The organism is Puniceibacterium sediminis (assembly GCF_900188035.1).
GTDB classification, from domain to species: domain Bacteria; phylum Pseudomonadota; class Alphaproteobacteria; order Rhodobacterales; family Rhodobacteraceae; genus Puniceibacterium; species Puniceibacterium sediminis.
Genome location: NZ_FZNN01000006.1, coordinates 150,383 through 171,654 on the forward strand (window position 1 = coordinate 150,383; position 21,272 = coordinate 171,654).

Here is a 21,272-nt window from a genome sequence, read left to right on the forward strand (position 1 = left end):
CCCCTGGACTGCAACTGGATCGAGACTGACATGACCACGCCCCTCCCCTCCGGCTCTACCATTGGCATCATCGGCGGCGGCCAGCTGGGCCGCATGCTTTCGGTCGCCGCCGCGCGCCTTGGGTATCGCAGCCACATTTTCGAACCCGGCACCCTGCCCCCGGCGGGCGACGTGGCCCATGCCGTGACGACTGCACCTTACGACGACCATGCGGCATTGCGGGCCTTTGCCGGAGCGGTGGACGTCATCACCTATGAATTTGAGAATATCCCGACAGAGGCGCTGGACCTGCTTGAGGGTGTGCGCCCGATCCATCCGGGGCGCGAGGCGCTGCGGATCAGCCAAGACCGGCTGACCGAAAAGGCTTTCCTGCAAGGACTATCCCTGACGACCGCACCCTTTGCAGATGTGCCGGACGAATCTGCGCTCGAATCCGCCCTGGCAGAAATCGGAACCCCGGCGATCCTGAAGACCCGGCGCTTTGGCTATGACGGCAAGGGGCAGGCGCGTATCATGTCTCCTGCCGACAGCGCCGCAGCCTGGGCCGATCTGCAGGGCAGCGCGCTGATCCTGGAAGGGTTCATCGACTTCAGCCACGAAGTGTCCGTCATAGCCGCACGCGGGCTTGACGGGTCGGTGGCCTGTTTCGATCCGGGCGAAAATGTGCACCGCGATGGCATCCTGCGCACAACCACCGTGCCGGCACGGCTAAGCCCGTCGCAACGATCAGACGCGGTGCTGATCGCCGCGCGGATCCTGAACGCGCTCGACTATGTCGGCGTGCTGGGGGTCGAATTGTTCGTCACACCCAAGGGGCTGATCGTGAACGAGATCGCGCCGCGTGTGCACAATTCTGGCCACTGGACCCAAAATGGCTGCGCCGTGGACCAGTTTGAACAGCATATCCGCGCCATCACCGGATGGCCGCTGGGCGATGGCGGGCGCCATTCGGACGTTCGTATGGAAAACCTGATCGGCGATGATCTTGACCGTCTGCCCGAACTGGCCAAAGCCCCCCATGCCGCCCTGCACCTTTACGGCAAAACCGACGTGAAACCGGGCCGTAAGATGGGCCATGTCAATCACGTCCTCCCGGGCTGAAACCGGGCAAGGACGCATGTAGAGGGGCGGGTCAGGCAGCTACGCCAGAAAGCGTGCCGCAACATTGCCCGAAAGATAGGCCACCTGCCCTGCGGCAAGCGTTGCCACGACGCGGTGCGTCTCGGGGTCCATGACCACGATGTCCGCCCGCTGCCCGGACTCCAGTTGCCCACGGTCGGTGAGGCCCAGCACCCGGGCCGGCCCTGCAGACACCAGCGACCAGGCTGTTGCCGCGTCGCAAACCCCCAGTTCGACCAGACGCCAAGCCGCCCGTGCGGGCGAAGGATAATGATAGTCGGATGCCAGCGCATCGATGCAACCCGCCTGCACTAGTTCCAGTGCCGAAACATTGCCCTTGTGGCTGGCCCCGCGCACCAGATTGGGCGCGCCCAGCACAACGGGTTCGCCCGCGCCATGTGCCTCGGCGGCGGCGGACAGGGTTTCGGGAAATTCCGACACCAATGCCCCCCGCGACCGCCAGACCTGCCTTACCCCGGCGTCATGATCGTCATGTGATCCCAAACGCACGCCACTCGCCGCAAGCCGCTCCGCCAACGTCGTGGTTGCCTCGGGCACCTCGGCTGTTCGCGCCTCAAGGTCAAGAAGCATCCGGAAATGATCCTCGGGGTTACGTCCGCCTTTTAGCGCCTGACCGGTCAGTCTAGGGGGCATGCGCCCTTCGGACAGGCGATCATGCGGCAGATGGTCATTGAAAACCACATAGGTGATGCCGAAACGTTTTATGGCCGCCTCGGCGCGGGCGTAGTCGTCCAGCAAATGGGTTTCGAGACGCAGTTGAAGGCGCAGATCCACTGGCAGGCTTGGCGCGACGTCAATGACGCTGGCAAAGACATGTTCGGCAAAGTCCGGGCCGCGCATGCCGCCTTCCCAACTGAAGAACTGCGCCAGAACGCCCGTGGTGATGCCGTTCGCCGCAAGTTCCGCAGCGCAGGCGACAACCCCGTGCGATGCTTCCCGCAACGCTCCGCGCCGAGGGGCCATGTGACGTTCGAACCCGTCACCATGCGCATCGACGATACCCGGCAGGACCAGATATCCCGATAGATCCACCCGCCGACCCACAGAATTATCCACGATTTGCCCGCCCGAGATCGCAAGCGGCCCCGCATCCCAGCCCGACGGGCGCAGCACCTGTGCACCATCAAGCGTCAGTTCAATCGTCATCGCCGCATATCCCCACAAGGCACGCCAGTTCGCGTGCCGAAAACACCTTGGTCCAGTCCAGATCCGGATCGAACTGGCCAGTTTCAAGAAACGCCAGCACCTGCGCCATCACGCTGGGTGCCTGCATGATAAAGGTATGAGTCACCGGCATGATGATCTGTGCCTTCATGCCCGCGACCTCGGTCGATGCGACCGAGACCTTGCCGTCATCCTGACCTGGGATCAGTTCAGAAAACAGCGGGTTGAGCGAGCGTGTTCCCGACACGACACCCAGTTCGAAATCAACCGGTGGCAGCTGTGCGGGCAGATCATCAGGCCCGGTGCCCAGCTGCTGGCCCGCCGGGCCATTCAGCCAGTCGAACAACTCCAGCCCGCCCAACTCGTCGACCAGTTCGCTGCCTTGGTTGGGTGGCGCGAGCATGACGACCCGCCCCATCTGCGCCGGGTGGTGATCCCGCAGCCAGACCCGCAACAGAATCCCGCCCATGGAATGGGTGACAAAGTGCACCCGCCTTGCGCCGCACTGCGCCAGAGCCTCGGGCAGGGTTTCGTCAACCAGTGTCTGGATTCGCGCCGATGTCGAATCGTACCCCGGCACAACTGTGTTGTATCCACGCACCGTCAGCACCCGCGCCATCAGGGCAAAGGAATATTCGGTCCGCGCCAACCCATGCAGCAGGATCACGCAATCCCCTGGTTCGGCCCGGACAGGGCCCGGGAACGGTGTGGCAACCAGCAGGGAAATCAGGAACAGGATCAAACGCATGTGCCGTCAGATACGCCGCTTTTTCATCCTGAGAAAGGGAGAACCGGCCATCGGTAAAAGGTCACCTGCCCCGCAGTGGCACCACCGACAGGGCGACTCCGCCCAGCACCACCGCCGCAGCCAGTACAAAGCCCAGCGTCGGCACCTCGCCCAGAAAGACCAGCCCGCCGATCAGCGCGATCACCGGCACCGTCAGCTGCGCCACTGCGGCCACGGTCCGATCCAGCTTTGGCAGGACACCGTACCATAGCAGATACCCCAAGGCTGAAGTTCCGGCCCCGGAGAGAACCGCCAGGATCAGGCCGCGAGCTTCGGCCTCGACCGGTGTGGTACCGGTCGACATCAGAAGCGTCAGCGCAAGCCCGATGGGGGCCGCGATGATGAAGTTCGCCGCCGTGGACGCAAGTGGATCGCCCGCCCCCCGGCCAGCCAATGAATAAAGCCCCCAGCCGATACCCGCAGCAGCCATCAGCGCGCCATGAAGCAGGCTGACGCTAACACCCGCACCGGGCCAGAGCAGCCAGACCAACCCGGCAAAGGCCGTGAGTGCCCCTATAGTGCGCTGCATCGACAGCTTTTCCCGACCCAGAACAGCCCCTGCGAACATCGTGATCTGCACGACCCCGAAGAGTATCAGCGCGCCAAGACCGGTATCCAGCACGAGATAAGCGCTTGAAAAACCGTAGACATAAACGAGAAGAGACAGAACTGAAATCAGGCGGCCCCGCCCGCCCAACCGCAACCCGCCGCGAAAGGCCAGCGCCAGAATGGCCAGCATCACCGCCCCAGCCAGAAGCCGAACAGTGCCAAAGGTGACGGCATCGATTCCGCCCCCGACCAGCGCCATCCGGTTCAGAACGGAATTCGCGGCAAAGGCCAGCATTGTCAGAGCGGTAAGGAGGAAAATAGGCATGGCGCAGGCTGTGCCAGCAGGGCGTCAATGGCAAGCCCTGCCGAGGAGATTTCAAGCAATCAGGCTCTTTTGTGCAAGGGCGCTCTTCTGCGGAAAACACGCCGCGCCCTGTGCCCGACATCCCGCACCGCAAACCTGTCAAACCAGTTTTATCCAACACGGGCCGCAACCAACAAAAAGGGGCCGCCCGAAGGCGACCCCAATTCATCCCACTGGATGGCGTGATTTACATCATGCCGCCCATGCCGCCCATGTCGGGCATGCCGCCGCCGCCGCCCTGGCCTTCTTTGGCAGGACGATCAGCAACCATCGCTTCGGTGGTGATCAGCAGACCAGCGATCGAGGCAGCGTCCTCAAGCGCGGTGCGGACAACCTTGGCCGGGTCGATGACGCCAAACTTGAACATGTCGCCATATTCGTCGGTCTGAGCGTTGTAGCCGAACTTCAGGTCGTTGCTTTCGCGGATCTTGCCAGCCACTACGGAACCGTCAACACCAGCGTTCTCGGCGATCTGACGCAGCGGTGCTTCAAGCGCCTTGCGAACGATCGTGATACCGGCGTTCTGGTCGCTGTTCGCGCCCTCAAGCCCGACCAGAACCTTGGCAGCCTGGATCAGAGCAACACCGCCGCCAACGACGATACCTTCCTGAACAGCAGCGCGAGTGGCGTTCAGTGCGTCGTCGACGCGATCTTTACGCTCTTTCACTTCGGTTTCGGTCATGCCGCCAACGCGGATGACTGCGACGCCGCCTGCGAGTTTCGCAACACGCTCCTGCAGCTTCTCTTTGTCGTAGTCCGACGTGGTCTCTTCGATCTGGTTACGAATCTGGGCAACGCGCGCCTCGATCTCGGCCTTCTCGCCCGCGCCGTCAATGACGGTGGTCTCGTCTTTTGTGATTGTAACTTTCTTGGCCGAACCGAGCATGTCCATCGTGACATTCTCGAGCTTCATGCCCAGATCCTCGGAAATCACCTGGCCGCCGGTCAGGATCGCGATGTCCTGCAGCATTGCCTTGCGACGGTCGCCAAAGCCCGGTGCCTTGACGGCAGCGATCTTGAGGCCGCCACGCAGCTTATTGACCACGAGGGTCGCCAGTGCTTCGCCTTCGACATCTTCTGCAATGATCAGCAGCGGCTTCTGCGACTGGATCACCGACTCGAGCAGCGGAACCATCGGCTGGAGCGACGACAGTTTCTTCTCGTGCAGCAGGATCATGCAGTCTTCGAGATCTGCAATCATCTTGTCAGCGTTGGTGACAAAATAGGGCGACAGGTAGCCGCGGTCGAACTGCATGCCTTCGACGACATCGGTCTCGGTCTCGAGGCCTTTGTTCTCTTCGACGGTGATGACACCCTCGTTGCCGACTTTCTGCATCGCGTCCGCGATCTGACGACCGATTTCGCTTTCGCCGTTGGCAGAGATCGTGCCGACCTGAGCAACTTCAGCAGAGTCGTTCACGGGACGAGCAGCGGCTTTGATCGCAGCAACCACTTTGGCCGTCGCGAGGTCGATGCCGCGCTTCAGGTCCATCGGGTTCATGCCGGCGGCAACCGATTTCATGCCTTCCTTGACGATGGCCTGGGCCAGAACCGTCGCGGTGGTGGTGCCGTCGCCAGCTTCGTCATTGGTGCGGGAAGCGACTTCCTTCACCATCTGTGCGCCCATGTTCTCGAACTTGTCTTCCAGTTCGATCTCTTTGGCGACAGACACACCGTCTTTGGTGATGCGCGGGGAACCGAACGACTTGTCCAGAACAACGTTGCGGCCTTTGGGGCCGAGTGTGACCTTAACCGCGTCGGCAAGGATGTTCACACCCTTGAGCATACGCGAACGGGCGTCGGTCGAAAACTTTACGTCTTTAGCAGACATGTGGATTTCTCCTGTTAATCAGTGAAAGGGGTCAGCGGACGGAACGGATCAGGCTGCCTTGGCAGCCGCGTCGTCCAGGATGATCCCGAGAATGTCGGATTCTTTCATGATCAGCAGCTCTTCGCCGTTGACCGTAACTTCGGTGCCCGACCATTTGCCGAACAGGATCTTGTCGCCAGCCGAAACTGCCATTTCGATCAGTTCGCCAGAGTCCTTGCGGGCGCCTTCGCCACATGCAACGACGATACCCTCGGCGGGCTTTTCTTTTGCGCTGTCGGGGATGATCAGACCACCCTTAGTCTTGTCTTCACCTTCGATACGACGAACCAGCACACGGTCGTGGAGCGGTTTAAATGTCATCTTCGAGTCTCCTTAGCTCAAAGTTTCCTAATGGCCCCCCGTCCTCGGGCAGGCCGTTAGCACTCACGTCAGTCGAGTGCTAACGGCGCATAGGTATGGAGCAGAGGGGGACCTGTCAACACGGGAGTTTGCAAATATTTGCGTGGCAAAGCCTTGAAATGCACAACGACAAAGGGGGGTATAGGCACATGATCCACGCTCTCATGCAGGAATTCCCTACTCTGAGAAACGCACGGTCTTTGTCTGGTCAAAATTAACCGTATGAGTCGCGACCTGCCGAGACGGTGGCAGCGCCCGGCGATACGAAGTGAATCACGCCTCCCAGGAGTCTGCCCAGTGCACCAGACCCCCCCGCCCCGCATCGGTCAGCGCATAGATTCCCTTTTCGACCCTCGTGAACCATCCATAGTGATTCTCTGCCATGATCCGGGTCGCGACCTTCACCCCGACGGCCTTGGCCACCACAGCCCCCTTGCTGGGGCCATGTTCGGCCAGATGCGCCGCACAGTTCAAAGCGTCCTGCCGGTAGCCCGTGACAATGCCGTAGCGTGTCGCCCCGCCTTCGTTGGGGTCGCCCCGCAACCGGTCAAATTCCCTGAGCAGTCGCGCACGCGCTTTCGGGCTTCGTCTGGGCATCGGGCCGCCGGGGTCGCACAGCACCTCGGTCACACCATCGCCGCGCACGGTAATGAACCCCAGCCCCAACCGACGGCACAGAGCCGTATTGTCCTTTAACGCCCGTTTCGCCTGCGCGCCTTCCGGCCGGGGCACGGCGATATAAACCAGATCGCTCATCGTCAGTCTCGCCACCGCCTGATGGAACAATGTCAGCGTGATACGCAGCTTCAGCTCGACGATCACCGGATCCTCGTCCCCACGCCGCGCCACCAGATCGGCCTTGCCGACCTCTCCCTTGACCTCATAGCCTTGGCGCTGCAGCAGCGTCTTGACCGGAGCATAGAGATCACTTTCGCGCTTCATGGCACCTATCCTCACTCCCCTGCTTGTCGCTGACAAGGCCATTCCCTAGGTAAGATGCACAACTCCGGAGATTGATCATGCGCCTGCTCGCCCCCCTGCTGCTTTGCCTTGGACTTGCCGGAGCCGCCTCGGCGCAATGCGCGGGCAAGGACCTGCGCCAGGACCTTTCGGAGCAGGAAAGAACCGAGCTGAGGGCCATCGTATCCGCGACGCCCTATCCGGTCGGCAACCACTGGCGCGCGGTGCGCGGTGATCAGGTGATCGACCTGATCGGGACTGTGCATCTGGACGACCCACGCCTTGACGCACCCGCCGGACGAATCAGGTCGCTGATCGAAAATGCAAGTGTGGTCCTGCTGGAAATGTCCGCAGCCGAACAGGCCGAGATGACCGCAGAGCTATCTTCTGATCCCGAAATATTGCTGCTGTCGGACACGACCCTGCCGGAACTGATGGACGAAGACTCCTGGCAGACCCTCGCCGCGGCGGCCAGAGCCCACGGCATACCCGCTGTCATGGCTGCCAAGTTCCAGCCCTGGTATCTGTCGATGCTGCTTTCGATCCCGCCCTGCGCCACCGCAGGGCTGGAGCAGGCGCAGGGGCTGGACGGACGGATCATGGACATGGCGCAGGCGGTCGGCGTGCGGATGGAGTCGCTGGAAGACCATAACACCGTGCTCGACCTGTTCCGCGATGCCCCGCTCGACGAACAGATCGTGATGATGGAAGCGACGCTGACCGCGCCTGACACCAACGAGGATCTTTTCGCTACGCTTCTGGCTGGCTATTTCGACGAGGCCGTGACCGAAAGCTGGGAAGTGTCTCGCCTCCTGTCGCGCCGTCTGTCCCCGCTCGACCCCGCCGAAAGTGATGCGATGTTCGCCCAGATGCAGTCCGACCTTTTGGACAGCCGTAACCGTGCCTGGATGCCCGTGATCCTTGACGCTGCGAATGATAGCCCCATCGTCGTGGCCGTTGGCGCCGCCCATCTTCAAGGTAAAGTTGGCTTGCTCAACCTGCTTGCTGCAGAAGGTTTCACTTTGACCCGCGAGCCGTTCTGAGCCGGTGCGACAGGGGCCGACATGGGGCCAGAGGCTGATCCCCCTGACCCCATTCTCAATCTCAGGCCGCCAGCCCGCGCCCGCGGAGCAACGCATCGACTCCCGGCATCCGCCCGCGGAATTGAGTGTAAAGCGCCTCTGCATCCTGCGAGCCGCCCGCCGAAAGGATGAACTCCTCCAACCGCGCTGCCATCTTGGGGTCGAACGCCGACCCGGCTTCCTCAAAGGCGGCAAATGCGTCGGCATCCATCACCTCTGACCACATGTAGCTGTAGTAGCCGCTGGAATAGCCGTCCCCGGCGAACACATGGGCAAAGTGCGGCGTCGCGTGGCGCATCGTGATCGCCGAGGGCATCCCGATGCCTTCCAGCACTTCGGCCTGCTTTTTCATCGGGTCAGCAGGGGCTGCACCGTCATGGAATTCCAGATCCACCAGCGCCGAAGCGATATATTCCACTGTCGAAAAGCCCATATCGAAGTTTGCGGCCTTCAGCACCTTATCCAGCAAGGCGCGTGGCATGGCCTCTCCGGTCTCGGCGTGGGTGGCGAACTCCTCAAGCACCTCAGGCACTTCCAGCCAGTGCTCGTAAAGCTGGCTTGGCAGTTCGACAAAGTCCCGCGCAACCGAGGTCCCCGAGACTGATCCGAAATCCACATTCGACAGCATCTGGTGCAGCGCATGACCGAATTCATGAAACAGGGTCCGCGCATCATCATAGGACAGCAGTGCGGGCTTGCCCTTGGACGGCTTGGCAAAATTGCACACGTTGATCACGATCGGCGTCTTGACCTCGGGCCGCTTGGCCTGTGACCGCATGGCCGAACACCATGCCCCCGAACGTTTGGACGACCGCGCGAAATAGTCGCCGATGAACACAGCCAGATGTTCCCCCTTGCGCAGCACTTCCCAGGCGCGGCAGTCGGGGTGATAAAGAGCTGCGTCCAGCGGGCGGAACTCTAGCCCGAACAGCCGCGTCGCGCAGGTAAACGCCGCCTCGATCATCCGATCAAGTTGCAGGTACGGCTTCAGCTCGGCTTCATCCAGATCATGCTCCGCCTTCCGGCGCTTTTCAGCGTAGTAACGCCAATCCCATGCCTGCAGCGGTCCGTTCACGCCGTCCTTCTGCATCATGGTTTCCATCACTGCGGAATCCGCCAGCGCCTGCGCCCGGGCCGGTGTCCAGACCTGCATCAGCAGATCGCGCACCTTGTCAGGGCTGCCGGCCATCTCGGTCTCAAGCTTGTACTCGGCAAAGGAGCGATATCCGAGCAGCGCTGCACGCTCTTCGCGCAGCGAAAGGACCTCGGCAGCGATCCCGGTATTGTCCGTCTCACCCCCCGATTCACCCCGTGCCACCCAGGCCCGCCAGGCCCGTTCACGCAGATCGCGGCGGTTTGAGAACTGCAGGAATGGCACGATGAGAGAGCGTGACAGCGTGATCACAGGGCCATCCTTGCCCAGATCCTCGCCTGCTGCCCGGGCCGAGGCACGCACGAATTCCGGCAGCCCCTCCAGATCATCTTCGGACAGAACCATATGCCAGCCCGCCTCATCCGCCAGCAGGTTCTGCGTGAATTGCGTGCCCAGAACCGCCAGCCGCGAATTGACCTCGGTCATCCGTTTGGCTTCATCCCCGCTCAGCGCCGCGCCGGCCCGAACAAAGCCGCGATGGGTCAGCATAAGCACCCGCGCCTCTTCGTCCGAAAGACCCAGCGCATCGCGCCGTTGCCACAAATCCCGCACCCGCGCGAACAGGGCTGCATTGTTGTAGATCGCCGACGAATGCGCCGAAAGCTTTGGCGAAAACTGTCTCTGCAGATCTTGCCGCGCCGCATTGCTGTCCGCACCGGCGATCGAGAAAAACACCGACAATACCTTGTTGAGCGCCTCACCTGCGCCCTCCATCGCCTCTACCGTATTGGCGAAGGTTGCCGACTCGGGGTTATCAGCGATGGCTTCGATCTCGGCCATATGGTCGGCCAGCGCAATTTCGAACGCCGGCGCGAAGTCGTCATCGGAAATGGCATCGAACGGCGCCAGACCAAACGGCGTGTCCCAATCGGCAAGCAATGGATTTGTCATGAAAGCTCTCCTTTGCCCCATAGCTATGCCTCCGGCGGCGGCCTTACAATATTCAGGCACGCCACATGCCTTCATCTGCGCAAAATTCTCCCTCCGGAGGCGTCCGCCCACTCCGAGAGGACACAACCTCAGGGCTTCTGGCGCAAATGCTGCTCAAGCCGACGCAAAGCCAGTGACAGCCCGATGGTCATAGTCAGGTAGATCAGCGCGACCACGTTATAGGTTTCAAAATACCGGAAATTTCCAGCCGCCGTTATCTTGCCCAGCTGTGTCACATCCAGAACCCCCAGCACCGAAACAAGCGAGGAGTCCTTGGTTATTGCGATGAAATCGTTGCCAAGCGGCGGCAAAATCGTCCGGATCGCCTGTGGAAAGACCACCAGACGGAACCGCTGCACCCGGCTCAGACCCAGCGCATCCGCGGCCTCGATCTGTCCGGGATCGACGGACAAGAGCCCGGCGCGGAACACCTCGGCGATGAACGCCGAATAGCCGATGGTCAGCGCGATAATTGCCCGCCACAGTAGCGAGAAATCCCTTGTCCGGATCCGCTCGAAGCCTACAAACTCCAACATCCAGTTGCCCAGTGCAACCAACCCCGGCGCGAGAACGAAGGCGACGTAAAGCAACAGCACCAGCATCGGAATTCCGCGGACCACTTCGGTATAAAACCGTGCCACTTGGCGCAGGATCAGCGACCGCGACAGCGACATCAGCGCCACGATCAGCCCAAGCCCCGCCGCCAGGACAAACCCCACAAGCGTCACAAAGACAGTGATCTGAACCCCGCGCAGCAGCGTGGCGAGGATCTGTTTCTGCAGATCATCGACCATGATCCGGTAGAACAGCCCCAGCCCAAGCAGGGCCACGACCACGAGCCACCAGGGAAAATCCTTGCGATCTTTTTCCCGGCTCACCGTCGCTCCGCAAATGCCGACATGGATTTGAGGGACAATCCGCTCACTCGCCCAGCTTGGTGTCCAGGAACCACTTCTTGTTCAGGGCGTCGATGGTGCCATCCGCCTTCATGGCCGCAATTGCTGCGTTGATCGGCGCCACAAGGTCGGCCCCCTTGGGAAAGATGAAGCCAAAGTCCTCGGTCCCCAAAGTCTCGCCCACGATCTTGAGCGCGCCGTCCGACGCGGCCGCATAGCCTGCACCGGCGGTGCCATCGGTCAGCACAAGATCGACGTCACCGGTGCGCAGCGCCTGCACCCCGGCCCCGAAAGTTTCGAACAGCTTGATACGCGGATTGGCCTCATCCCCGTCCAGCACTTCGTAGACCCCGACGTAGAACGGCGTTGTCCCGGGTTGCGCGGCCATCAACAGATCCGGATCGGCAGCAAAGCCCGCAGCATCGGAAAACCGCTCTTCATCACCACGCACAAGCATGACCATTTCCGAACGCATATAAGGATCCGAGAAATCGACCGTCTCGGCACGATCCTCGCGGATGGTGATGCCGGTCATGCCGATGTCAAACTGCCCCTCTGCCACCGCCGGGATCATCGCATCCCAGCTGATGTTTTCGTAAGACAGGTCGAAATTCAGCCGCTTGGCGATCTCGGCCATGGCCTCGTATTCCCAACCAACCGCCATTCCGGTTGTGGGGTCGATGTATTGGAGCGGCGGATAGGCATTCTCGACTGCGACCACCACTTCGCGCCCATCAAGATCGGGCAGATCCGCCGCTGCGACCGCTCCGGTCGCCGACACCACAACTGCCAGTGCCCATCCCAGAATGACTTTCATCTCAATCTCTCCAAAATCCGATTTCCGCACAGGATATCGCCGCCCCCTGTGCCAAGGCAAGTATCAGCCGCCGCAGATGGGACAGCCGTCCTTCCGCTTCAGCGCGATCTTGCGCGTCTCGCCCCAAAGCGCATCATAAATCAGCATCTCGCCTCGCAGGGCTTGCCCGGCCCCTGTCAGCAGTTTTATCGCCTCAACTGCCATCATCGATCCGACCACCCCGGGCAGTGGCCCCAGAACACCGGCCTCGGCACAGGATGGCGCAAGGCCCGGCGCGGGTGCTTCTGGGAAAATGCATTGATAACAGGGAGTGCCACTCGCCGGATCAAAGACCGAAAGCTGCCCTTCCCACTGGCTCAGCGCGCCCGAAATCAGCGGTTTGCGCGACGCTACCGCCACCCGGTTCACCAGATAGCGCGTGGCGAAATTATCAGTTCCATCAAGAATAACGTCATATTCGGCAAACAGCGCCTCTGCGATCTCTGCGTTCAGCCGACGGTGATAGGGCTTTACGGTTACATACGGGTTCAGCGCCCTCATCGCCAATTCGGCCGAAAAAACCTTTGGCAGTCCAATGTCACGGTCGCGGTGGATCACCTGCCGCTGCAGGTTGGCATTTTCGACCAGATCGTCGTCAATCACGCCGATTGTCCCGACCCCCGCCGCCGCCAGATATTGCAGCACCGGTGCCCCGAGCCCCCCGGCACCGATCACCAGAACGCGCCCGTCGCGTAGCGCCTTCTGCCCCTGCCCGCCGATCTCTCGCAGCACGATGTGGCGAGCATACCGTTCCAGTTCCGTGTCGGAGAAACGGTCCGTTTTCACCACCGGTGTCTCTTGCACCCCCCGTGTTTCGGCCTTTGCCCGCAGTCGGCCCAGACCGGCGCGGTAAATCAGGACAAGCCCGACACATCCGCCGAGGATCAGCCAGAGCGCCGCCGACTCGCCCGTTGCCATCCGTACCGGGTGCCCAACGGGCAGCGCCAGATGCAGCCCCAGAACAGCGACAAACAACACGCCAATCATGTAGAGACGCGCCTGCCGGGGGGCATCCATCGCATAGCCGATGCCCCAGAGCACCGCACAAAGGAACAGAACCAGCAGCATCAGCCGACCCCGGTCGAACCAAAGCCGCCGGATCCGCGCGCACTTTCGTCCAGACTCTCGGCCAGCGAAAACGATGCCTGCACCACCGGCGCCAAGACCATCTGCGCGATCCGGTCGCCGTGCTCGATGCGAAACGGCACCTGCCCTAGGTTCATCACAATCACCCCCAGCGGACCGCGATAATCCCAATCAATTGTCCCCGGGCTGTTGGGCAACACAATCCCGTGCTTTAATGCCAGCCCAGAGCGGGGCCGAATCTGGATCTCATATCCTTGGGGAATGGCCAGTCTCAGCCCCGTCGGCACCAACATCCGTGCGCCCACGGCCAGTTCGACCGCACCGCGATCAGCAAACTGTGCGCGTAGATCGGCCCCTGCCGCACCCCCGGTAGCATAGGCAGGCAGGCCCAGAGTCCGATCCGCACCCTCGTCCCACATCACCTGAACGATCACCATCCTAGCCCCCTCATTCCTTGCTTCGCAGATAGGGCGTGACCGAACCGCGCTCACAACCATCTTGCGTCCCCGGCCCGATGCACCGACTTCGTCTATTTCCAAACACGCAAAATGCGGGGTTCATGCCGGGCCCAGTGTTTCGGCAATCCGCGACGCCAGCCGCACCGCGACCTCGCTCTTGTCCATCCGTGGCCAGACCTCGGCACCCGCACCTGAGATCAACGTCACCGCATTCTCTGCCCCGCCCATGATGCCTGTCGCGGGGCTCACGTCATTGGCGACGATCCAGTCACAGCCCTTGCGCAGCCGCTTGGCAGTTGCATTGGCCTCCACATCATCAGTTTCAGCGGCAAAGCCGACAACCAGCGCCGGGCGGCCTTGGGTCATTTTCGACACTTCGGCTAGGATGTCGGGATTTTCCGTGAACGCCAGCGCGGGCAATTTCCCCGCCACCTTTTTCATCTTCGACGTAACCTCTTCGGCCATACGCCAGTCCGCAACGGCTGCGGCAAAAACCCCGGCATCCACCGGCAGCGCCGCCAGCACCGCGTCACGCATCTGTCGCGCAGTTTCGACCCGGATGACTTCGACACCTTCGGGTGGTGGCACGGTTGCAGGACCCGTGACAAACACCACTTCCGCGCCCAGAGCCGCCAGAGCACGGGCAATCGCCGTCCCCTGCGCGCCCGACGACCGGTTGGCAATATAGCGCACCGGGTCGATCGGTTCGTGCGTGGGACCAGAGGTCACAAGCACCCGCCGCCCCTTCATCGGGCCATCGGCCAGCGCCGCCTCAATGGCCGCGACAATTTCCAAAGGTTCCGACATCCGCCCGGGCCCGTATTCGCCGCAGGCCATGTCGCCTTCGTTCGGCCCGACAAACAGCACCCCGTCGCCGCGCAAAGTGGCAAGATTGCGCTGTGTCGCGGCATGTTCCCACATCCGCACGTTCATCGCCGGGGCAACCAGCACCGGCGTGTCCGTCGCCAGCAAGAGCGTACTCGCAAGATCGTTCGCCAGACCGCCTGCCATCTTTGCCATCAGATCCGCCGTCCCCGGCGCCACCACCACCAGATCGGCCACCCGGCTTAACTGGATGTGACCCATTTCAGCCTCATTGGTTAGGTCGAAAAGATCGGTGTAGACCGTTTCTCCGGCGAGAGCAGAGACCGACAGGGGCGTGACAAATTCGTCGGCTGCCGACGTCATTACCGGCGTCACGGCCGCGCCGCGTTCGCGCAGACGGCGGATCAGATCCAGCGCCTTGTAGGCCGCGATACCACCACCGATAATCAGAAGGATCCGCTTGGCCTTCAGCATATGTGCGCCTTTCGGGACGTGTCAGATGGTGCCAGTGTTAGCCAGCTCGCCGGGGAAACTCAATCGTCCCCGCCATCTGTCTGAGGCCTGCCATCCTGAAACGCCGCGCAGGGATCGCCCCGGTCGACATCGCCTGTCACCTCAATCACGTCAAAACCGCCATCGGGTGCACCAAACGATTCCTCGCCCTGACCAAACGTGGCCAAGCTGATGCCTGGGTGCGCAAGCGCCAGCAACGCAGGCGCCCCCCAATCACGGCGGGCATGGCCATTTCCGGTGATCACTACGACCGGCCCGCCGGTATCCTCCAGCGCCTGCGCCGCTGCACTGGCAAGCATAGCGTCTCGTACCCGCTGGATTTCGACCATCACTGGCAGCATCTCCTCTGGCATCATGTCGCAATGCGCTGTCTTCTGCAGCGCTTCGCGCGCGCCCTGCTGATCTGCGGTCAGTTCTTGATCGAGACCGTAGTCTGGTGCTTCCGGACCAAAAACCACCGTCGCGCCCTCGCTCATCACCTGTTGCGCCGCGTCCCTTGGCAGCCCCGCCCCGTACCAGACGGCCTCAGGTCCGGCCGCGAAGATAGGATAATACATCGCAAAATCCGGCCAGCCGCTCGCGTTCCAGTCCAGAGCCGCTTCCAGGGCGGTTTCGTCGGCGACCAGTTCCGGCGTAATCCGAGCGGCCTGCGTATTGGTCAGCATCTCGAACACCAATGCTTTGGGTGCGATCTGTTTCACCAACTGCGCCTGGCGGGCGTGGTGTTCGGCGTTGTCGTGCTGTTCCCCCAGGAACACCACATCCCGCCCTGCGAAAAGATCCCCGTCAGCCAGAACTGGCAGGGCAACCAAACTGACGAAAACGCCCGTTCTGAGGGCGCGGATCAGGCGAGGAATGCGTGCACCTCGCCGGATTGGGTCTCAAGCGTCTTGCGCATCTTGGCGAAGGCCGCCGCCTCAAGCTGGCGAACCCGTTCCTTGGATAGTCCCAGTTCGGCGCCCAGGCTTTCAAGCGTACGGGAATCGTCACGCAGCTTGCGTTCACGCACGATGAACCTTTCGCGTTCGTTCAGGGCGTTCATCGCGAATAGCAGCCATTCGCGCAATTGGGCCGTGTCATGGCTGTTTTCCACGATTTCCGCCGCTTGCGCGCCATCATCCTCAAGCGCGTCGATCCATTCGCGCCCCTCATCCTCGGCCGACTGAGTTGCGTTCAGCGAATAATCGGAACCCGAAAGGCGGCCCTCCATCATCTCGACATCGTGGAGCGGAACCCCAATCTCGGTCGAGATCATCTGACGCAGCTGGTGGCGGTCAAGAGCCACACCCGTCGCTTCGGCCTCACGCTCCAGCCTAGCCTGCACGCGGCGCAAATTGAAGAAAAGCGATTTTTGCGACGACGTCGATCCGGTGCGCACCATGGACCAGTTGCGCATCACGTAGTCCTGAATCGATGCTTTGATCCACCAGACCGCATATGTCGAAAACCGCAACCCACGGTCGGGGTCAAACTTGTCAGCGGCTTTCATCAGGCCAAGCCCGGCCTCCTGAATCAGGTCGTTCATGGGGGCGCCGTAACGTTTGAATTTGGACGCCATGGATATGGCAAGGCGCATGTAGGCCGTGATCAGACGATGCAGGGCGGCCTCGTCCCTCTGGTCGCGCCAGGCATAGGCCAGACGAAGCTCGGTTTCAGCGTCCAGCATTTCGGCCTTCATCGCGCGGCGGGACAGTGTCTGGTCATTGAAAGTATCAAGTGCCATGTCGTCTCCCCAATTATCAAATGCGGCCCGGGGCTACCGTTTGGACGGTGCCAAGGGTGGACTTCTGCATAAACCTACTAACGGTTAACGCCGCTGGATCAAAATTGGTTTCAGGAAAATTGCGCCTGCACACGTATTCTTGAACAGATGCATCACCGAGCATTATGTCTACGCGCACAAAATTGTGTTGGGCGGCAAAGGTTAGCGGTTTTATGGTCCCAGCATATTTTGGGGAGAGCGTGTCATGACCTACCAGATCTATCTTGGCGATTATTCCTATTCCAGCTGGTCCCTGCGCGGCTGGCTGCTTCTCCATCGCTGGAATTTGCCCTACCATGTCACTTTTGTCGATTTCTCGGACGGTTCTGTCGCCGCACAGGTGGCGAACGTGGTTCCGGCACGCACAGTTCCCACGCTTGTAACGCCAGAAGGAACCGTTGTCTGGGACAGCCTTGCCATGGCCGAAGAGTTGGCGAGTCGACATCCCGACGTTGGCATCTGGCCTGCCGATCCCGCCGCCCGGGCCACCGCCCGGTCACTCGCGGCCGAGATGCATTCCGGTTTTGGCGCGCTGCGCAATGCGTGTCCGATGAACCTGCGCGCGGCCTATGCCGATTACGCCCCCTCAGCAGAGGTTCTGGCCGACATTTCCAGGATCGAGGCCATCTGGTCCCTTGCCCGCGCGCGCCACGGTGGCCAGGGTCCGTGGCTTTGCGGCAGCTATTCGGCGGCAGATGCATTCTTTGCGCCAGTCGCCATGCGCATCGCGGGCTATGGGTTGCCGGTATCAGCGCAGGCGCAAGCCTATGTGGAGGCGCATCTGAATGATCCAGCGCTCCGGCGCTGGCGTGCGATGGGCCTCGTGCGCGGGGATGACCTGCCGCAATATGCGCGCGGCTACGCCCGTAAACCTTGGCCCGGCCCGGCGCCCCTGATGGCCGAGGCGACAGAGGACAGTACAGCGGAAAACGCGACTTGCCCCTATTCACATGACCCGGTGGCGCATTTCCTGAAACTTGACGGGCGGATCTTTGGGTTCTGCAACGCCTTTTGCAGGGACAAGACCGCCGCCGATCCTGCTGCCTGGCCCGCTTTCATGGCGCTGCTTGGAAACAAGTGATCCTGCGGGAGCGCATCAATAAAGTGGGCACCGCTACGTCGATCTTAACACTTCACTAACCATGCACGCCCCACCCTTGACCGTCACAGGCAAAGAGGGGCGGCATGGTCGCTACGTCCTATACCGTCGCCTTCGAAGGGGTTGAGGCCCGACCGGTCGAGGTGCAATGCGCCGTGACCCCGGGCCTGCCATCCTTTTCCATCGTTGGCCTGCCTGACAAGGCCGTGTCCGAAGCGCGCGACCGGGTGCGCACGGCGCTGACGTCGATGGCGATCGCGCTTCCGTCCAAACGTATTACCATAAATCTCTCACCCGCGGACCTGCCAAAGGAAGGGTCGCATTTCGACCTGCCCATCGCACTGGCCCTGCTTTCGGCGTTGGAGGTCATCCCAAGCGACGAGGTGGCGCAATTGGTGTCGCTGGGGGAGTTGTCGCTCGATGGCTCTCTGGTCGCGGTACATGGAGCGCTGCCGGCCGCGATGAGCGCCGCCGAAAACGACCGCATCCTCATCTGCCCGCGCGCATCCGGGGCCGAGGCCGCCTGGGTCGAGGCCTGTACCGTTCTCGCGCCGTCAAACCTGATGGAGCTGATCCACCACTTTACCGGCCGCAGCATCCTGTCGCCCAGCACCGCCGGTGAGGTGCGCACGGAACGCAGCGGGCGCGACCTGCGCGACGTAAAGGGGCAGGAACGCGCCAAACGGGCGCTGGAAATCGCAGCAGCCGGGCGGCATCATCTGATGCTGATCGGGTCGCCCGGATCCGGTAAATCCATGCTGGCGGCCCGCCTGCCCGGCATTTTGCCGCAACTGACCGCGATCGAGGCGCTGGAAACCTCGATGATCCACTCGCTCGCCGGGCTGCTAGACGAAGGCGGTATTTCGCGATCCCGCCCATTCCGGGAACCGCACCACACCGCCTCGATGGCCGCAATCGTGGGCGGCGGCAAACGGGCCCGCCCCGGTGAAATTAGTCTGGCGCATAATGGCGTGCTGTTCATGGATGAATTTCCGGAATTTCCGCGCACGGTCCTCGAAACCCTGCGCCAGCCGATCGAGACGGGCGAGGTTATGATCGCCCGGGCGAATGCGCACATCACCTATCCCTGCCGATTCATGTTGATCGCCGCCGCCAACCCCTGCAAATGCGGCTATCTGGCGGATTCCGCAAAGGCCTGTTCGCGCGCGCCAATCTGTGGCGAGGATTATCTGGGCCGCATTTCTGGCCCGCTGATGGACCGGTTTGACATGCGTATCGAAGTACCGCCCGTCGCCTTTCGTGACCTCGACCTGCCGCCCTCGGGCGACGATTCCGCTACGGTAGCAGACCGCGTGGCCGTCGCCCGCGCCGTGCAGACCCGCCGCTATGGCGACACTCCGGGCCTGCGAACCAACGCGGATGTGCAGGGACAGATGCTTGAGGAGGTTTGCGCCCACGACAGTGACAGCCACGCGCTGATGATGCGCGCTGCCGACCGGTTCGGCCTGACTGCACGGGGCTATCACCGGGTGCTGCGGGTGGCGCGCACCATCGCCGATCTGGACGGCGCCGAGATGATCCGCCGCCCACATGTAGCCGAAGCCCTGAGCTACCGGCTGATGTCGGCGAACGAGTCCTGAATAAAGTCCGCGGCGTGGCGCAGGCTGGTGCGCGCCTCGGGCAGCCAGCCGTCGAAAATCTGCCAGACATGCGGGCAATCGGCTTCCCGCTCGACCGTGACCGCTGCACCGAAACTGCGCAGCCGCTCTGCCATCCTCAGCCCGTCGTCGCGCAGAACTTCGGTGTCGCTGATCTGGATAAGAACAGGTGGCGTGCCCGGAAAATCAGCGTAAAGCGGCGAGGCGCGGGGATCGCGCGGGTCGGCACCACATAGGTAGATCTGAACAATTTCTGCCATCCTCTCGACCGGCAGCAAAGAGTCATTTCCCCGGTTGCTTTCAAGACTCGCCCCCGTTGCCGCCAGATCCGTCCAGGGGGAAAATGCAAATGCCGCCCTTGGCACCTTTTCTTGGGCGCAACACCAGGCGAGCAGGGCCAGCATCAACCCACCGCCAGCCGAATCGCCACCAAGAACAATATCCTGCGGGTGATAACCAAGGCTTTCAAGTTGGCGGAACGCGGCCACTGCATCGTCAAAGGCGGCAGGAAACCGGGCCTGCTGGGCCAATCTATAGCGCGGCGCACAAACCTCGATCCCGCTGAGTTGCGACAGTCGGCCCAGCATCCCGATATGAGTCAGAGGATGCCCCGACACATAGGCACCGCCATGCAGATAAAGGATGACCCGGTCGGGGGCACAGGTCCCGGCGCAGATCCAGTGCAGGCCACCGGGCCGCTCAAGATGCCGCAGATAGGGGGGTGTTCGGAACAGCCAGCGCGCAGATCGCGCAAAATCGCGATCCGCCTCTTCCGGTCCCACCGTACGCCGCATTTTCGGCTTTGCCAAAAACCGCATCTGCGCGTTGAGCAGACGTAGTTGCCAGCTCATGCACGCCGCGATTCGATCGCCTGCCAGATTTTTTCGGCAATGTTAACGCCGTCAAACCGCTCAAGCTCTTGAATGCCGGTGGGTGAGGTCACGTTGATTTCAGTCAGGTAGTCGCCGATGACATCGATCCCGACAAAGATCTGGCCCTTTTCCCTAAGAATCGGACCAATGGCGGAGCAGATCTCAAGATCGCGTTCGGTCAGGTTCACCTTTTCCGGGCGACCGCCCACATGCATATTCGAACGCACCTCGCCTGCAGCCGGTACACGATTGATGGCGCCAACCGCTTCACCATCGACAAGGATCACGCGCTTATCGCCTTTGGTCACAGCAGGCAGGTATTTCTGCACGATCAGCGGTTCGCGGCTGAACCCGGTGAAAAGCTCATGCAGGGAGCTGAGGTTGCGATCATTGGCATCCAGACGGAATACACCCGCCCCGCCGTTGCCATAAAGCGGCTTGAGGATGACGTCGCCATGGCGCGCCTTGAAATCGCGGATGGTCTGAAGATCGCGCGCGATGGTTGTCGGCGGTGTCAGCTGCGGAAAATCCAGCACCAGCAGCTTTTCGGGAAAGTTGCGCACCCAGAACGGGTCGTTCACCACCAGCGTGCCCGGCGCCAGACGGTCCAGCAGGTGCGTGGTCGTGATGTAGTGCATGTCAAAGGGCGGATCCTGGCGCAGCCAGACCACGTCAAAGGTGGACAGATCCACCTTTTCCATTTCGCCCAGAATGGCATGATCGCCCACCACACGCTGAACCTTCAGCGACTGCCCGCGCGCGGTGATTTTCCCCTCTTCGTAGGCAAGCTGGTCGGGCGTATAGTAGAACAACTCATGCCCGCGTGCCTGTGCCTCTTCGGCAAGGCGGAACGTGCTGTCCGCATTGATGTTGATCGGACCGATCGGGTCCATCTGAAAAGCGATTTTCATCCCGCATCCCCTGCAT

General features: G+C 61.8%; 20 protein-coding genes. 4 read left to right on the forward strand and 16 right to left on the reverse strand.

The features are described from left to right. Positions 1 to 30 precede the first annotated feature (30 nt). Positions 31 to 1,101 carry a 5-(carboxyamino)imidazole ribonucleotide synthase gene (locus CHB75_RS08770; RefSeq protein WP_089270158.1) on the forward strand — a complete coding sequence of 357 codons (1,071 nt, stop codon included), beginning with the start codon at positions 31 to 33 and terminating at the stop codon, positions 1,099 to 1,101. 39 nt (positions 1,102 to 1,140) lie between these two features. Here CHB75_RS08770 and CHB75_RS08775 read toward each other — a convergent pair whose 3' ends face one another. The 6 genes from CHB75_RS08775 to CHB75_RS08805 all read right to left on the reverse strand — a co-directional run bounded on the left by CHB75_RS08775 (position 1,141) and on the right by CHB75_RS08805 (position 7,176). After that, a complete protein-coding gene (locus CHB75_RS08775) occupies positions 1,141 to 2,286 on the reverse strand; it encodes an alpha-D-ribose 1-methylphosphonate 5-triphosphate diphosphatase (protein ID WP_089270159.1) in 1,146 nt (381 codons plus the stop codon). Further along, a complete protein-coding gene (locus CHB75_RS08780) occupies positions 2,276 to 3,052 on the reverse strand; it encodes an alpha/beta fold hydrolase (protein WP_089270160.1) in 777 nt (258 codons plus the stop codon). The genes CHB75_RS08775 and CHB75_RS08780 overlap by 11 nt, the downstream gene beginning before the upstream one ends. 61 nt (positions 3,053 to 3,113) lie before the next feature. After that, positions 3,114 to 3,965 carry a DMT family transporter gene (locus CHB75_RS08785; protein ID WP_089270161.1) on the reverse strand — a complete coding sequence of 284 codons (852 nt, stop codon included), beginning with the start codon at positions 3,963 to 3,965 and terminating at the stop codon, positions 3,114 to 3,116. Between the two features lie 226 nt (positions 3,966 to 4,191). Next, the gene (gene groL, locus CHB75_RS08795; RefSeq protein WP_089270163.1) at positions 4,192 to 5,835 is read right to left on the reverse strand and encodes a chaperonin GroEL; all 1,644 of its coding nucleotides are present in this window, start codon (positions 5,833 to 5,835) and stop codon (positions 4,192 to 4,194) included. Positions 5,836 to 5,883: 48 nt separating this feature from the next. After that, a complete protein-coding gene (locus CHB75_RS08800) occupies positions 5,884 to 6,195 on the reverse strand; it encodes a co-chaperone GroES (protein WP_089270164.1) in 312 nt (103 codons plus the stop codon). Between the two features lie 312 nt (positions 6,196 to 6,507). Next, a complete protein-coding gene (locus tag CHB75_RS08805; protein WP_089270165.1) occupies positions 6,508 to 7,176 on the reverse strand; it encodes a DUF2161 domain-containing phosphodiesterase in 669 nt (222 codons plus the stop codon). A 77-nt stretch (positions 7,177 to 7,253) separates the two neighbouring features. Between CHB75_RS08805 and CHB75_RS08810 the strand changes: the two genes are divergently transcribed. Beyond that, positions 7,254 to 8,237 (forward strand): TraB/GumN family protein, encoded by a 984-nt coding sequence (locus CHB75_RS08810; protein WP_089270166.1) that lies wholly within the window; start codon positions 7,254 to 7,256, stop codon positions 8,235 to 8,237. Positions 8,238 to 8,298: 61 nt separating this feature from the next. Here the strand turns inward: CHB75_RS08810 and CHB75_RS08815 are convergent, their stop codons facing one another. From CHB75_RS08815 to CHB75_RS08850, 8 genes are all read right to left on the reverse strand, one after another. Next, complete coding sequence (locus tag CHB75_RS08815) at positions 8,299 to 10,320, reverse strand: M3 family metallopeptidase (protein WP_089270167.1); 2,022 nt, start codon at positions 10,318 to 10,320, stop codon at positions 8,299 to 8,301. 128 nt (positions 10,321 to 10,448) lie between these two features. After that, complete coding sequence (locus tag CHB75_RS08820; RefSeq protein ID WP_245840827.1) at positions 10,449 to 11,237, reverse strand: amino acid ABC transporter permease; 789 nt, start codon at positions 11,235 to 11,237, stop codon at positions 10,449 to 10,451. Positions 11,238 to 11,280: 43 nt separating this feature from the next. Further along, positions 11,281 to 12,072, reverse strand: coding sequence for a transporter substrate-binding domain-containing protein (locus tag CHB75_RS08825; RefSeq protein ID WP_089270244.1), 792 nt, complete (start codon positions 12,070 to 12,072; stop codon positions 11,281 to 11,283). A 63-nt stretch (positions 12,073 to 12,135) separates the two neighbouring features. Further along, complete coding sequence (locus CHB75_RS08830) at positions 12,136 to 13,179, reverse strand: HesA/MoeB/ThiF family protein (RefSeq protein WP_089270168.1); 1,044 nt, start codon at positions 13,177 to 13,179, stop codon at positions 12,136 to 12,138. Next, positions 13,179 to 13,634: a dUTP diphosphatase gene (gene dut, locus CHB75_RS08835; RefSeq protein WP_089270169.1), complete on the reverse strand. Its 456-nt coding sequence runs from the start codon at positions 13,632 to 13,634 to the stop codon at positions 13,179 to 13,181. The genes CHB75_RS08830 and dut overlap by 1 nt, the downstream gene beginning before the upstream one ends. 120 nt (positions 13,635 to 13,754) lie before the next feature. Beyond that, entirely contained in the window at positions 13,755 to 14,954 is a 1,200-nt protein-coding gene (gene coaBC / locus CHB75_RS08840) for a bifunctional phosphopantothenoylcysteine decarboxylase/phosphopantothenate--cysteine ligase CoaBC (RefSeq protein WP_089270170.1), read from the reverse strand. Positions 14,955 to 15,013: 59 nt separating this feature from the next. Continuing rightward, on the reverse strand, positions 15,014 to 15,805 hold the full coding sequence (locus CHB75_RS08845; RefSeq protein ID WP_245840829.1) for a ChaN family lipoprotein: 792 nt from the start codon (positions 15,803 to 15,805) through the stop codon (positions 15,014 to 15,016). Between the two features lie 32 nt (positions 15,806 to 15,837). Further along, positions 15,838 to 16,716 (reverse strand): RNA polymerase factor sigma-32, encoded by an 879-nt coding sequence (locus CHB75_RS08850; RefSeq protein ID WP_089270172.1) that lies wholly within the window; start codon positions 16,714 to 16,716, stop codon positions 15,838 to 15,840. Positions 16,717 to 16,960: 244 nt separating this feature from the next. On the opposite strand from CHB75_RS08850, the gene CHB75_RS08855 reads away from it, so the two are divergent. Together CHB75_RS08855 and CHB75_RS08860 are read left to right on the forward strand one after the other, a co-directional pair. Then, positions 16,961 to 17,836: a glutathione S-transferase gene (locus CHB75_RS08855; protein ID WP_089270173.1), complete on the forward strand. Its 876-nt coding sequence runs from the start codon at positions 16,961 to 16,963 to the stop codon at positions 17,834 to 17,836. Between the two features lie 104 nt (positions 17,837 to 17,940). After that, positions 17,941 to 19,455 (forward strand): YifB family Mg chelatase-like AAA ATPase, encoded by a 1,515-nt coding sequence (locus tag CHB75_RS08860; RefSeq protein WP_089270174.1) that lies wholly within the window; start codon positions 17,941 to 17,943, stop codon positions 19,453 to 19,455. Here the strand turns inward: CHB75_RS08860 and CHB75_RS08865 are convergent. Both CHB75_RS08865 and gshB read right to left on the reverse strand, forming a co-directional pair. Next, positions 19,425 to 20,324, reverse strand: coding sequence for an alpha/beta hydrolase (locus tag CHB75_RS08865; protein WP_089270175.1), 900 nt, complete (start codon positions 20,322 to 20,324; stop codon positions 19,425 to 19,427). The genes CHB75_RS08860 and CHB75_RS08865 overlap by 31 nt on opposite strands. Beyond that, positions 20,321 to 21,256 carry a glutathione synthase gene (gene gshB / locus CHB75_RS08870; RefSeq protein ID WP_089270176.1) on the reverse strand — a complete coding sequence of 312 codons (936 nt, stop codon included), beginning with the start codon at positions 21,254 to 21,256 and terminating at the stop codon, positions 20,321 to 20,323. Before gshB ends, CHB75_RS08865 begins: the two co-directional genes overlap by 4 nt. Positions 21,257 to 21,272 lie beyond the last annotated feature (16 nt).